The following is a 12,562-nucleotide window of genomic DNA, read 5'->3' on the forward strand; positions in this document are numbered from 1 at the left end:
GTTATTCGCAAATAATCTGATCTTCAAACTCTACGTTTACCCTTTTGTAGCGCTCCCAGCCCATGGTGGGCAGCACCTCCTTATAGAGTATCGCTAATTTCTTAAACTTTTTCTCCACGTTTACAGGCTTCCCGAACTCAATTGTCTGGTCGCCTACCTGTGGCAGAAAAGCTACCTTGCCTTTGCCATCTATGTGCATCTGTGCAAGTTGGGCCTTCCAAAACTCGTCGTTCTCGATGAACTGGAGCAAAGAAAGGTAAGCCTGGCCCAGGGAATCTTTAAAGAACCCTTTGTCAGTTGATTGTATGAGAGCTGACTTAGTTATCGGGATTACACGAGCTGTGTACCTGTCGGAGAGCGGAAGTATGTTCCCCTCGGCATCGATGTATACATCTTGATCTGGTCGTATAATTCTAGCAATAGGCCTGTTCTGTTTTACAAATACCTGGATGTTGCCGTCTAACCCTCTGTAAACCTCTGCATCTTTTACAAATTTATGCGATTCAATGCGTTTTTCAAGGTTTTTAAGGTCAATGTTGGCATTGGGTAAGCCTTCGAGTTTTCGCTCACCCTGACGTGTTAGCAAACCCCTTACTTCTTTATCCCCAATAAAGTAATTGTTGTACTCATTATCAATATTTATTGTCACTTTTTCACAGATTTTTTCATTCTGTCGAGAAGAAGCGAAACCTGCAAGGGCACCAACTGATAAGATGCTACAACCTGCAAAAATTAAAGATTTTATTCTACTATTCAAGCCCATATCTGTTATTTTCTAAAAAATTTCTGATAGGCTTCACCAGCGTATCAATGTCGCCGGCGCCAACAGTAGCCAGCACATCAAAATCGCCGTTTTTAAGCAGATTTTCCACGATTTCCTCTTTGTGCATTAATTCTTTTACAGGGCAGTTGGCCTGCTCCAGAATCATGTGGGAGGTAACGCCCGGCAGCGGCTTTTCGCGGGCCGGGTAAATATCCAGCAGCACCAGCTCGTCCGCCTTGCTCAGGCTCTCGGCAAACTCCGCGGCAAAGTCGCGGGTGCGTGTGAACAGGTGCGGCTGAAATATCACTTTTATGCGCTTGCTCGGGTACAGTGCCCGCAGCGACTCCATAAAGGCGTCAATCTCCTTTGGGTGATGCGCGTAATCATCGATGTATACTTTTCCGCCAGCCTCATACACAAACTCAAACCGGCGCTTCACTCCTGTAAAGGCCTCCACGCCCGCCTTAATACCAGGGGCCGACACCTGCAGCGCCTGCGCCGCCAGGATGGCAGCGAGTGTATTTTCCACATTATGGAAACCCGGCACCCCCAGCCGCAGCCCAGCTATGTTTCCGAACGGGCTCACCGCATCAAACTCAAACCAGTGCCCGTTTACCTGCAGCTGCTGCACATGGGCATCTCCGCTCTTCAGGCTATACTTATATACCTGCACTCCGGGCTGCACCTGCTCTGCCAAACGGGCATCAGTCAGCTCATGCAAAAACAGGAAACCGCCCGGCTTTACCTGACTGATAAACCGTTGGAATGTACGGATCATCTCTTCCTTGTCGCCATAGATATCCAGGTGGTCTGGGTCTGCGGAAGTGACGATGGCAATTTCCGGGAAAAGCGTCAGGAAGGAACGGTCATACTCATCGGCCTCCACAACCACTACTTCATGCTCTGTCTCTCCCTTGCCTATCAGCAGGTTTGAGTTCAGGTTGGTGGCGATGCCGCCCAAAAAGGCAGAGCACGCCACTCCGGCGTGGTGCAGCAAGTGCGCCACGATGCTGGAAGTTGTCGTTTTGCCATGCGTGCCCGCCACTGCCACCGTGTAAGCGGAGGCCGTGATGATACCCAGCACCTCCGAGCGTTTCTTTATCGTATAGCCCTGCTCTTTCAGGTAAGCCCACTCGCTGTGCTCGGCAGGTATGGCCGGCGTGAGCACTACCAGCGTTTGGTCTTTGTGCTGGAGCACTTCCTGTGGCAGGTGCGCCACGTCGTCCTCATAGTGCACAGCGATCCCCTCCTGCTCCAGTGCCTGGGTCAGCGCGGTGCGGGTTTTGTCGTAGCCCCACACCGGAAAACCTTTGGCCCTGAACCAGCGGGCAAGGGCGCTCATGCCGATGCCGCCAATGCCGAGGAAGTAGATATAGCTGTAGTCCTCCAGTTTCACTTGATCAGTTTTACCAGTTCGTTTACAATATCGGCTGCCGCGTTTGGGCGGGCCATTTTTAATATATGCTGGTGCAGGCGCTGCTGCTCCGTTTCATCTTTTAGTAGTTGCAGTGCCGTCGGCACCAGTTTCTCCATGGCCTCCGCGTCGCGCACCAGCACGGCTGCCTCCTGCTGCACCAGCGCCATGGCGTTCTTGGTCTGGTGGTCTTCGGCCACGTTGGGCGAAGGCACCAGCACCGCGGGTTTCCCGGCCAGGCAAAGCTCCGAGATAGAAAGCGCGCCCGCTCTGGAGATCACTACATCGGCAGCGGCATAGGCCAGATCCATCCGCTTGATAAAGTCCAGGGCTCGGATGCCATGCGTTTTATACTTGGCCTCCAGCTCCTGCGCCTGCGGGAAAAAAGCCTTTCCTGTTTGCCAGATCAACTGGCAGCCGGCCTCAGCTATGTGTTGCAAACCCGCAGCCATACTTTGATTCAGGGTGCGGGCACCCAGGCTACCGCCAATCACCAGTATCGTTTTCTTCTCCGGGCTCAGGTGAAAATGCTGCAGGGCCTCCTCCCGCTTTCCCGCCAGGTTCATGATGTCGGAGCGAACCGGGTTTCCGGTTAGCACGGTTTTATCAGCCGGAAAGAAAGCTTCCATATTCGGGTAGGCCACACATATTTTCTGCACCCGCTTTGCCAGCAGTTTGTTCGTGATGCCTGCATAGGAATTCTGCTCCTGAATCAGGGCCGGAACGCCTTGCGACGTAGCCGCATACAGCAGCGGACCGCTAGCATAGCCGCCAACGCCTACCACAGCATCGGGCTTAAACTCTTTTATAATTCTATGCGAGTCGCGCACACTCTTCAGCACTTTCAGCGGGAACGACAAGTTGTCCAGCGTCAGCCTGCGCTGCAGACCGCTGATCCACAACCCCACAATTTTATAGCCTGCCTCCGGCACACGCGTCATCTCCATTCTTCCCTGAGCTCCCACAAACAGAATCTCCGCCTCCGGGTGTATTTCCCGCAGACGGTTGGCAATGGCTACAGCAGGGTAAATGTGCCCGCCGGTGCCGCCACCGCTAATGATCACGCGATATGGTGCTCTCTGCTTAGGCATTCACGGGCATTTTTACGGACGCTGCGCCTACTGCGCGTTCCTGGTTTATGTCATCGCGGCTCACACTAAGTATGATGCCGATAGAAATTCCGGTAAAGATGAGCGAGGTGCCTCCCATACTTAACAGCGGCAGCGGCAGCCCCGTGATAGGCCCTAACCCCACGGCCACGGCCATGTTGATCATACCCTGTAGCACTAAACTAAAGCTAAGGCCGGCAGCCAGCAGGCCGGCAAAGGCGCCCTCGCTTTTACCCACTGTTACCAAGCATCGGTACAGCATGGCCAGGTACAGGAACAGCACAATCACTCCGCCCATCAAGCCGTACTCTTCCAGAATGATGGCATAGATAAAGTCAGAGTATGGGTGCGGGAGGATATCGCGCTGATCGCTATTGCCCGGGCCTTTGCCCACGACACCGCCGGTGGCGATGGCGATATAGGACTGCTCCAGCTGAAAAGGGATCTCATCTTCGTCCAGGAAATCTGTTACCCGGCTAACGGCCGTGCCCATACGCTGGCCCACAGCCAGGGCACCCGCTCCGAGCACGCCCACCACCAGCATCATGATTGCCAGCTTCTTTAAGGGCACCCGGCCGATAAACATCAACAGCATGCAGGTGGCAAACAGCAGCACTGCGGTAGAGGTGTTCGTCATGGCGATGAGGCCACAAATCGCACCGGTCCAGCCCAGCATTGGGAACAACGTGCTTTTCCAGTCGTCCAGGTTCTGCTGCCGCTTCGACAGCATACTTGCCAGGTAGGAGATCAAAGCCAGTTTAGCCAAATCCGAAGGCTGAAAAGTCTGGTTGATTACCGGAATCGTGATCCAGCGGGAAGCATCGTTAATGTTGGCGCCGTAAAAATAGGTGATGATCAGGAGCGGCGCCGAGAAGATGAGCGCCAGCAGCGACAGCCTGGAGTAGAACCTGTACGGGATCTTGTGCGCCAGCCACATGCAGAACAGGCCAACCAGGATCAGGAAGGTATGCTTAAAGAGAAAGTACTCGGTGTTTCCCTCCATCTTTTTGTACGCCAAAGTACCGGTGGCAGAGTATACCACAGCCACGCTGATGAGCGAGAACGCGATCACGATGCCCCACAGCACCGGGTCGCCCTTCAGGTTTTTCTGTAACCACTGCTTTACCATACCTTTGGCTTATACTTTTATACTTACTTCTTCAACACGATTTTCTCCACGGCTTCTTTAAAGCGCCTTCCACGGTGTTCATAATTGTCAAAAAGGTCGAAACTGGCGCAGGCCGGCGACAACAGCACCACGTCTCCGGGCGTTGCCAGTGAGCGGCTCAGGCGCACGGCGTAGTCCATGGAGGTTGTCTCCGCGATGATCGGCACTACGCGCCCAAAGGCCTCTTTCAGTTTCTCGTTGTCTTTGCCCAGGCACACCAGCACTTTTACCTTCTCCCGGGCCAGGTCTGCCAGGGTGCTGTAGTCATTGCCCTTGTCCACGCCGCCCGCGATCCAGATGATGGGCTGCTTGATGCCTTCCAGGGCATACCAGACGGCCTCTACATTCGTGGCTTTCGAGTCGTTGATGTAGGATACCTCCTTGGCGATGCCTATCAGCTGCAGCCGGTGCTCAGCGTTCTCAAATGTCTCCAGCCCCTTCTCTATCTCCCCATCGTCTACGCCCATCAACTTGGCCACCGCCACCGCCGCCATGGTGTTGTACTGGTTGTGCTTGCCGATCAGGCCGGATTTTGAGGTATCCACTGCCCCCTCGTAAAACTTGGCGGTAACTTTTATCTTTTTGTCCTCAAAGTATACTTTGGCGCCTTCTGCTCCCTGCAAGGAGAAAGGAATCGTGGTCCCGCCAAAGCTGGCTGAGTCGAAGGCCTTGCGGATGTTCTCATCATCGGCGTTGAACAGGAAGAAATCCGCCCCGGTCATGTTCTGGGCGATACGCAGCTTGGAGGCCGCATACTTTTCCATGCTGTACTCGTAGCGGTCCAGGTGGTCGGGGGTGATGTTGGTCAGCACCGCGATGTGCGCCTTGAACTGGTACATGTCATCGAGCTGAAAGCTGCTCAGCTCCACCACGTAGTAGTCGTGCTTGTTCTCGATCACCTTCTCGGCCAGACTCTCCCCGATGTTACCGGCCAGCCCCACATTAACACCTGCGTTTTTGAGCAGATGGTAAGTCAGGAGCGTGGTGGTGGTTTTACCGTTCGTGCCCGTGATGCAGATAAACTTGGCATCAGTGTACCTGCCGGCAAACTCAATCTCAGATATTACTGGTATCTGTTTCTTGTTTGCTTCTTGAATAACTGCAGCTTTACCAGGAATGCCAGGACTTTTAATGATTTCATCGGCCTTGAGTATGTTTTCTAAAGTATGCGTACCCTCTTCAAACGGAATGGCAGCCGTGGCCAACTTTGCCTTGTACTGCTCTTTTATCTCTCCTTTGTCAGACACGAATACCTCCAGGCCCTTTGCCTTTGCCAGCAAAGCTGCCCCTACTCCGCTTTCTCCTGCTCCTAGTATCGCTATCTTCATAGTTTCTTATTCGTTGTTGGTTATTTGCCTGAGCTTATCTCAGTTTCAGCGTTGCCAGTGTCAGGATGGCGAGCATGATGCCCACGATCCAGAAGCGACCCACAATCTTAGACTCGTGGTAGCCAAGTTTCTGGTAATGGTGGTGCAGCGGCGACATCTTAAAGATGCGGCGGCCTTCGCCATACTTCTTCTTGGTATACTTAAAGTAGCTCACCTGCAGCATCACCGACAGGTTCTCAACCAGGAAAATGCCGCAAAGTATCGGAATCAAAAGCTCTTTGCGCACGATCAGGGCCAGCACCGCAATGATGCCCCCGATGGCCAGACTGCCGGTATCGCCCATGAAAACCTGCGCCGGATAGGTGTTATACCACAAGAAGCCCACGCAGGCCCCCACAAAGGCCAGACAGAAAATAGCCAGCTCGCCGGAATTCGGGATGAACATAATATCCAGGTAATCGGCAAAGATGGTGTTACCCGAAACCCACGCGAAAATCGCCAGCGTCGTGCCGATAATAGCCGAGGTGCCCGCCGCTAAGCCGTCAATACCGTCAGTGATGTTGGCGCCGTTAGACACCGCCGTGATCACCAGGATCACGAAAGGAATGTAGAGGTAGCAGGACCAGTTTTCGAACAGGGGCCCGGCAAAGGCAAAGAGGTTGCAGTAGTCCAGCTCATTGTTTTTGCGGAAAGGTACGGTGGTGATCATGCTATGCACGTCCACGTAACTGCTGGAGGCGTTCACCGCAGAGGTAGTGCCATCGGCAAACATGTACTGCCGCACCACCACGTCGTCGTTCAGGTACAGCGTCAGCCCAACGATCAGGCCCAGGCCCACCTGCCCCAAAATCTTAAAGCGGCCGGCCAAACCTTCCTTGTTCTTCTTGAAAACCTTGATATAATCGTCCAGGAAGCCGATCAGGCCCAGCCAGATAGTGGAAACGATCATCAGCTGCACGTACACGTTGTCGAGGCGTGCGAACAGCAGCACCGGCACGAGAATGGCCAGCAGGATGATAAGCCCGCCCATCGTAGGGGTGCCTTTCTTTTCCAACTGCCCCTCCAGCCCCAGGTCACGGATAGACTCGCCCACCTGCTTGCGCTGCAGCACTTTTATCAGTTTGCCCCCGAAGATCATGGCAATCAGCAACGACACCAGGGTTGCCATACCCGCCCGAAACGAGATGTACTGGAACACGCCTGCCCCAAAAAGGTCAAACTCGCGGTCGAGGTATGTGAAAAGGTGATATAGCATTTATTCGGTTACCTTTGGCTAAAAATTAATCGTTTGGCTATATTTATTTGCCGAGCTGCCGGAACATCTCGCTTAAAATCTGTTTGTCATCAAAGTCATACTTCACGCCTTTGATCTCCTGGTATGTCTCGTGCCCCTTGCCGGCCACCAGTATGATATCGTTCGGCTGGGCCAGCATCACTGCAGTTTTAATGGCCTCCTTACGGTCCAGCACCGAAAGCGTTTTCTTAAAATCCAGCGGTTTCACGCCTTTCTGCATATCTTCCAATATCGCCTGGGGCTCCTCGAAGCGCGGGTTATCGGAAGTAAGGATGACTTGATCGCTCAGGCGGCAGGCAATATCTGCCATGACCGGGCGCTTGGCGGCATCGCGGTTTCCGCCGCAGCCTACCAGCGTAATCACCTTTTGGTTCGGGTTTCGGATCTGCTGGATCGTTTGCAGCACATTCTCCAATGCGTCGGGTGTGTGGGCATAGTCCACAATGCCAGTTATTTGCGCATCAGACACAACATAGTCGAAACGGCCGGCAGCGGAGCTCAGGCTCGACAGCACGGTCAACGACTCCGTTGGGTCCTCGCCAAGCAGCACAGCCACCCCGTAGGCGCCCAGCAGGTTGTAAGCGTTAAAGGCACCGATGAGCTTTGCCCAGATTTCCTGGCCGTTCACCTCCAGGTGCAATCCTTGAATAGTATTATCGATCAGGCGGCCCTTAAACTCCACCATCTTGCGTAAAGCATAAAAATGCGCGCTGGCTTTGGTATTTTGTACCATTATCGGCCCGCGTTTGTCGTCTGCGTTTACCAGGGCAAAGGCATTTTTGGGCAACATATCAAAGAAGGACTTTTTTGCCTTGATATATTCCTCAAATGACCCGTGGTAATCCAGGTGGTCGTGGGTGATGTTGGTGAAAACGCCACCGGCAAACGTGATGCCTGCCACCCGGCGCTGCACCATGGCATGCGAGCTCACCTCCATAAAAGCATGTGTGCAGCCGGCTTTTACCATTTGCGCCAGCAGCTCGTTTAGCTTCACGGCATCCGGAGTGGTATGGGTAGAGGGGATTACCTCCTCATCTATCTGGTTCTGCACCGTCGAGATCATGCCAACGTGGTAGCCTAGTTCCCGGAAAAGCTTATGCAGCAAGGTTACAGACGTGGTTTTACCATTGGTGCCGGTAACGCCTACCAGTTGCAGCTTCTTGGATGGATGGCCATAGAACGCCGATGCCATTTGCCCCAGCGCCTCCGCTGAGTCTTTTACCTGCACGTAGGTCATACCCGGCTTCAGTTCCTGCGGCAGCTCCTCGCAAACGATGGCCGCAGCGTGTGCCTCTTCGGCTTTCGGCATAAAGGCATGTCCGTCCGCCTGCACGCCCCGCACCGCCACAAACAAGCTTCCCTCACGTACCTGCCGCGAGTCGAACACAATGCCTTGCACCGGCACCTCCAGGGAGCCGTGGGTGCTTAGCACTTGCACGTGTTGTAGTATGTTCTGCAGTAGCTGCATCAGCCAAGTATAATGGTTATGGTTTTATCTTCGTTAATGTCGGTGCCCGGGGCGATCGACTGTCTTCTCACTAATTTGCCTGCGCCTTGCACGTCCACGTTCAGGTGCTGGTTGCCAAGTATGAACAGGGCGTCCCGCAGAGTCATTCCCACTACATCGGGCACCTTGTTGCGCAGCACCGGGTTTGGCTTAAATTCCAGCGAGCGCCGCTTCGGCTCCACTTTCACCCAATCCTCATCCGCCGCGCCTAGGTGGGTGCTGATTCCCAGGGTATTGTAGATCATCTTCAGGTCCTCAAAGCTACCGGCCTTTGCCAATGGCAGGCTCTCCTTGTCCGGCACTACCCTGGCACGCATCGGCTTGTGTATCGCCAGGTCCCGGGCATAGGCCTTATCCGCAAGCTCTTTAAACACCGGCGCCGCCACATCGCTGCCATACACGTTCACGCCTCGCGGATTGTCGATGATCACGATGCAGCTATACTTCGGGTTATCTGCCGGAAAATAGCCGGCAAAGGAGGTCGAGTACTCGCGCACATAGCGGCCATTCTTCACTTTGCGGGCAGTGCCAGTTTTTCCGGCTATCTTATAGTCCGTGCTGTGGATGTTTCTGGCCGTGCCATGTTCCACCACTCCTTCCAGCATCGCCTTCAGCTTTTTCAGCGTTTCTTCAGAGCATATCTTCTCGTTCAGCACGCGCGTCTCAAACGACTGCACCACCTCATCCACCTGCCGAATCTCTTTCACGATGATCGGCTGGATCTTCACGCCGTTATTTGCCACGGCATTGTAGAAGGCCAGCGTTTGCAGCGGCGACAGCTTCAGCTCGTACCCGATGGCCATGGAGGTAAGCGTCGTGCCATACCAGTTCTTGTCCTGCGGGTCCTTCATGTAGGGCCTTGCCTCTCCTTCCATCTGAAAACCCAGTGGGCTGTTCAACCCAAACTTGTTCAGGTAATCGACATAAACCTGCTGTTCATTGCCGAAATATTGCTCCATGAGCTTCGCCACGCCGATATTGGAGGATTTCTCAAACACCTGCTGCACCGTAATTTTGCCGTAACCGTTGATTTTGGCATCGGTCATGGTGGTGTTTTTGATGCGGTAGCGGCCATCCCCGGTGTCAATCGTGTCGGTCAGGTTCACTTCCGGGTGGTGCTCAAACAAGGCCATCATAGAGGCCAGCTTAAAGGTAGAGCCCGGCTCGGTTCGTCCCTGGCTGCCTACCGCGTAGTTGTAATCCTCAATGTAGCCGCCCTTTGTCTTCCCCAGGTTCGCCATCGCTTTTATCTCGCCGGTTTTCACCTCCATCAGGATAACGGTGCCATAATCTGCATCTGTTTTCTGCAGTGATTTGTAGAGCGCGTTCTCGGCTACGTCCTGCAGGTTGATGTCGATGGTGGTCTTGATGTCATAGCCATGCTGCGGCTTCACCTCTGTGCCATCATAAATAGGCTTGCTGCCTCCTGCAATGCGCTCAAACAACGCCTCTCCGTCTGTGCCCGTCAGCTGCCCGTTAAAGCTATACTCCAGGCCTGCCCCGTTTTTATCTTCGTTGATAAAGCCAATGGTGCGCTCGGCTAGCAGACCAAATGGCTTAAAGCGTTTTTCTACTTTCTCAAAAATCACCCCGCCCCTGTTTTTTCCCTGCCGGAAAATGGGCCAGTGCGCCATTCTCTTCTTCTCCTGGTAATTGATCTGGCGGCTGTTCAGGCGAATATACCGTCTGCCCGAGTGGCGCGCATTGATCATCTTGCGGCGGTAATAGTCTTCGCTCCTGTCGCCATAGAACCGCGACAGCAGCAGCGCCAGCGAGTCCACGCTAGCATTAAAGACCTCCGCCTTCGCCACCGTAGGGTCAAAAGCCACCCGGTAAAAGGGCAGCGAGGTAGCCAGGATGCTCTCGTTATCCGAAAGGATGTTGCCCCTGGTGGCGCGCACCGGCTTGTAAAAAATGCGCCGCTCTTTCGAGATGCTCTTCCATTTATCCCCCTGCAGAAACTGGATATGCACGACCTTGTACACGATCGCGCATGCAAACAGGCAGACCAACAGAAACGCCACCCGTACCCTGATCAGTATGGACTTCTTAATACTCATCTGCAGGCACTACAACTTGGTATGGCGGTGTTGAGCTCTCCTCCAGCCCCAGCGGCGCCACGTTGCGGGCCACTTCCGACTGTTTGCTTGCTTCCATATACTCCGATTTTAGGGTAGAATAATCGGCGCGAAGGTCTTCTACCTCCACCTTTACTTTATCAATCTGGCGAACCGTTTTCACGGCAAAATGCGTGTTGCCAATGTATAAAAGCGTAATGCCCGTCAGAAACAGGACGCGCGGCATGTATTTCAGCGGCACCCCCTCCTCAAACAAGGCATCAACATTGGCGTATTTATCGAGCAGCGTAAAAAGGCTCATCCCCTTTTTCTTAGGCTTGAGCGGCTCTTCCGCCTCTGGCTTCACGCGCGCCGTATTTACCTTCGGCGCGGCTGCTCTTTTGGTGAGTACATTAGAAGCCATACTTATTTTCGTTAGCTGTGTAGTTTGTTTTACTTTCCTTCTCTTTCCTCCCGCTTCTCGGCTACTCTTAGCTTGGCACTCCTGGAGCGGCTGTTCTGCAGCAGCTCCTCCTCTGTGGGGGTGATCGGCTTGCGATGCACCGCCTCCAGCGGCTTAATCTCGTTTCCGAACAGGTCTTTCTCCACCTCCCCGAAAAACTTCCCCTTGGCGATGTAGTTCTTCACCATCCGGTCTTCCAGCGAGTGATACGAGATCACCGAGAGCCTTCCGCCGGGCCTGAGCACCTCCGCCGCCTGCTCCAGCATCTCCTCCAGCGCCTTCATCTCGTCGTTCACCTCGATGCGGAGCGCCTGAAACACCTGGGCCAGGTACTTGTTCTCTTTCCCTTTCGGGGTGCAGGAGCTGATGGCCTGCTTAAAATCGGCAATCGTCTCCAGCGGCTGCCGGTTGCGCTTCTCCACCACCGTCCGGGCCAGGGTCTTGGCGTTTTTCACCTCCCCGTAAATCCCGAAGATGCGGTGCAGCTGCTCCTCGGAATAGGTCTCGAGCACCTCCTGCGCGGTTATGCCCGCATCGGGGTTCATGCGCATGTCCAATGGCCCGTCGAAGCGGGTAGAGAAACCACGCGCCGGCACGTCAAACTGGTGCGAGGAAACCCCTAGATCCGCCAGAATACCATCCACCTTCTTCACGCCGTACAGGCGCAGGTACTTCTTCAGGTCACGGAAGTTGGCGCGCACGAACTGAAAGGTCGGCCCTTCCAGCTTCTTCGACTGCTCCTGCGCGTCACTGTCCTGGTCAAAACTGTAGAGCTTGCCTGTTGTAAGCTCTTTGAGGATGCGGGCTGAGTGGCCTCCGCCACCAAACGTCACATCCACGTATATTCCGTCCGGCTTTATGGCCAGCGCCGCTACCGACTCCTCCAGTAATACTGGGCGATGATATTCCATTACACAAGCGGCTCTTCAGCCGGTTTATCTCCCAAAAACTTCTGGGCAAGCTGCGAGAAATTCTGCTGATCCTTTATCAGGAACTCCTCATATTTATCCGGGTTCCAGATCTCCACACGGTTACCCAAGCCCACCACAATCGCCTCCTTCTCCAGCTCTGCAAACCGGCCCATGGTCTTGGGCACGATAAAACGGCCCGCCCCATCCAGCTCAATCTCGGTGTTGCCCCGGAAGAAGTTCCGCTGAAAGTGGCGGTACTCCTCGTTGAACTCGTTCAGGCCGGCCACCTTGTCGTAGATCACCTTCCACTCGGCCTTCGGGTACAGCACCAGGCAAGGCTCAAACCCCCTCATCAGCACCACATGATTGCCAGACGCCTCCGGCAGGTTGGCTTTTATCTTTGCAGGTAAAACCAACCTTCCCTTCGGATCGATCTTGCACTCATATTCGCCGGAAAGGAAGTTCATAGGCTTATGGTGGTATAGTCCGTATAGACTTTGGACTATACAAATGTAGCCAATCAGCAAAATATCGCAACCACAATCTAC

11 protein-coding genes are annotated in these 12,562 nt (G+C 54.0%); all 11 read right to left on the reverse strand.

Annotation, left to right across the window (positions count from 1 at the left end):
- Position 1: 1 nt before the first annotated feature.
- Genes FJM65_RS16085 through mraZ form a run of 11 tightly spaced genes read right to left on the reverse strand, consistent with a single transcriptional unit; the run spans position 2 to position 12,481 of the window.
- The gene (locus FJM65_RS16085) at positions 2-763 is read right to left on the reverse strand and encodes a cell division protein FtsQ/DivIB (RefSeq protein ID WP_140622580.1); all 762 of its coding nucleotides are present in this window, start codon (positions 761-763) and stop codon (positions 2-4) included.
- Entirely contained in the window at positions 750-2,159 is a 1,410-nt protein-coding gene (murC, locus tag FJM65_RS16090; protein ID WP_140622581.1) for a UDP-N-acetylmuramate--L-alanine ligase, read from the reverse strand. Before murC ends, FJM65_RS16085 begins: the two co-directional genes overlap by 14 nt.
- Positions 2,156-3,268, reverse strand: a complete 1,113-nt coding sequence (gene murG, locus FJM65_RS16095) for an undecaprenyldiphospho-muramoylpentapeptide beta-N-acetylglucosaminyltransferase (RefSeq protein WP_140622582.1) — start codon at positions 3,266-3,268, stop codon at positions 2,156-2,158. The genes murC and murG overlap by 4 nt, the downstream gene beginning before the upstream one ends.
- Positions 3,261-4,415 (reverse strand): FtsW/RodA/SpoVE family cell cycle protein, encoded by a 1,155-nt coding sequence (locus FJM65_RS16100; protein ID WP_140622583.1) that lies wholly within the window; start codon positions 4,413-4,415, stop codon positions 3,261-3,263. Before FJM65_RS16100 ends, murG begins: the two co-directional genes overlap by 8 nt.
- 23 nt (positions 4,416-4,438) lie before the next feature.
- Positions 4,439-5,782: a UDP-N-acetylmuramoyl-L-alanine--D-glutamate ligase gene (gene murD / locus FJM65_RS16105; protein ID WP_140622584.1), complete on the reverse strand. Its 1,344-nt coding sequence runs from the start codon at positions 5,780-5,782 to the stop codon at positions 4,439-4,441.
- A 34-nt stretch (positions 5,783-5,816) separates the two neighbouring features.
- Entirely contained in the window at positions 5,817-7,037 is a 1,221-nt protein-coding gene (gene mraY, locus FJM65_RS16110; protein WP_140622585.1) for a phospho-N-acetylmuramoyl-pentapeptide-transferase, read from the reverse strand.
- 43 nt (positions 7,038-7,080) lie between these two features.
- Positions 7,081-8,544: a UDP-N-acetylmuramoyl-L-alanyl-D-glutamate--2,6-diaminopimelate ligase gene (locus tag FJM65_RS16115; protein ID WP_140622586.1), complete on the reverse strand. Its 1,464-nt coding sequence runs from the start codon at positions 8,542-8,544 to the stop codon at positions 7,081-7,083.
- Positions 8,544-10,643 carry a penicillin-binding protein gene (locus tag FJM65_RS16120; RefSeq protein WP_140622587.1) on the reverse strand — a complete coding sequence of 700 codons (2,100 nt, stop codon included), beginning with the start codon at positions 10,641-10,643 and terminating at the stop codon, positions 8,544-8,546. Before FJM65_RS16120 ends, FJM65_RS16115 begins: the two co-directional genes overlap by 1 nt.
- On the reverse strand, positions 10,633-11,064 hold the full coding sequence (locus FJM65_RS16125; protein ID WP_140622588.1) for an FtsL-like putative cell division protein: 432 nt from the start codon (positions 11,062-11,064) through the stop codon (positions 10,633-10,635). Before FJM65_RS16125 ends, FJM65_RS16120 begins: the two co-directional genes overlap by 11 nt.
- A 29-nt stretch (positions 11,065-11,093) precedes the next feature.
- Positions 11,094-12,014: a 16S rRNA (cytosine(1402)-N(4))-methyltransferase RsmH gene (gene rsmH, locus FJM65_RS16130; protein ID WP_140622589.1), complete on the reverse strand. Its 921-nt coding sequence runs from the start codon at positions 12,012-12,014 to the stop codon at positions 11,094-11,096.
- Entirely contained in the window at positions 12,014-12,481 is a 468-nt protein-coding gene (gene mraZ / locus FJM65_RS16135; protein ID WP_140622590.1) for a division/cell wall cluster transcriptional repressor MraZ, read from the reverse strand. The genes rsmH and mraZ overlap by 1 nt, the downstream gene beginning before the upstream one ends.
- Positions 12,482-12,562 lie beyond the last annotated feature (81 nt).

The sequence above is a fragment of the Pontibacter mangrovi genome (assembly GCF_006385705.1).
Taxonomy (GTDB): domain Bacteria; phylum Bacteroidota; class Bacteroidia; order Cytophagales; family Hymenobacteraceae; genus Pontibacter; species Pontibacter mangrovi.

Bases quoted from the DNA above. Each gene is read 5' to 3' on its own strand.
- FJM65_RS16085 (WP_140622580.1), bottom strand. From the start codon at position 763: ATGGGCTTGAATAGTAGAATAAAATCTTTAATTTTTGCAGGTTGTAGC.
- murG (WP_140622582.1), bottom strand. From the start codon at position 3,268: ATGCCTAAGCAGAGAGCACCATATCGCGTGATCATTAGCGGTGGCGGC.
- FJM65_RS16100 (WP_140622583.1), bottom strand. From the start codon at position 4,415: ATGGTAAAGCAGTGGTTACAGAAAAACCTGAAGGGCGACCCGGTGCTG.
- murD (WP_140622584.1), bottom strand. From the start codon at position 5,782: ATGAAGATAGCGATACTAGGAGCAGGAGAAAGCGGAGTAGGGGCAGCT.
- mraY (WP_140622585.1), bottom strand. From the start codon at position 7,037: ATGCTATATCACCTTTTCACATACCTCGACCGCGAGTTTGACCTTTTT.
- FJM65_RS16115 (WP_140622586.1), bottom strand. From the start codon at position 8,544: ATGCAGCTACTGCAGAACATACTACAACACGTGCAAGTGCTAAGCACC.
- FJM65_RS16120 (WP_140622587.1), bottom strand. From the start codon at position 10,643: ATGAGTATTAAGAAGTCCATACTGATCAGGGTACGGGTGGCGTTTCTG.
- FJM65_RS16125 (WP_140622588.1), bottom strand. From the start codon at position 11,064: ATGGCTTCTAATGTACTCACCAAAAGAGCAGCCGCGCCGAAGGTAAAT.
- rsmH (WP_140622589.1), bottom strand. From the start codon at position 12,014: ATGGAATATCATCGCCCAGTATTACTGGAGGAGTCGGTAGCGGCGCTG.
- mraZ (WP_140622590.1), bottom strand. From the start codon at position 12,481: ATGAACTTCCTTTCCGGCGAATATGAGTGCAAGATCGATCCGAAGGGA.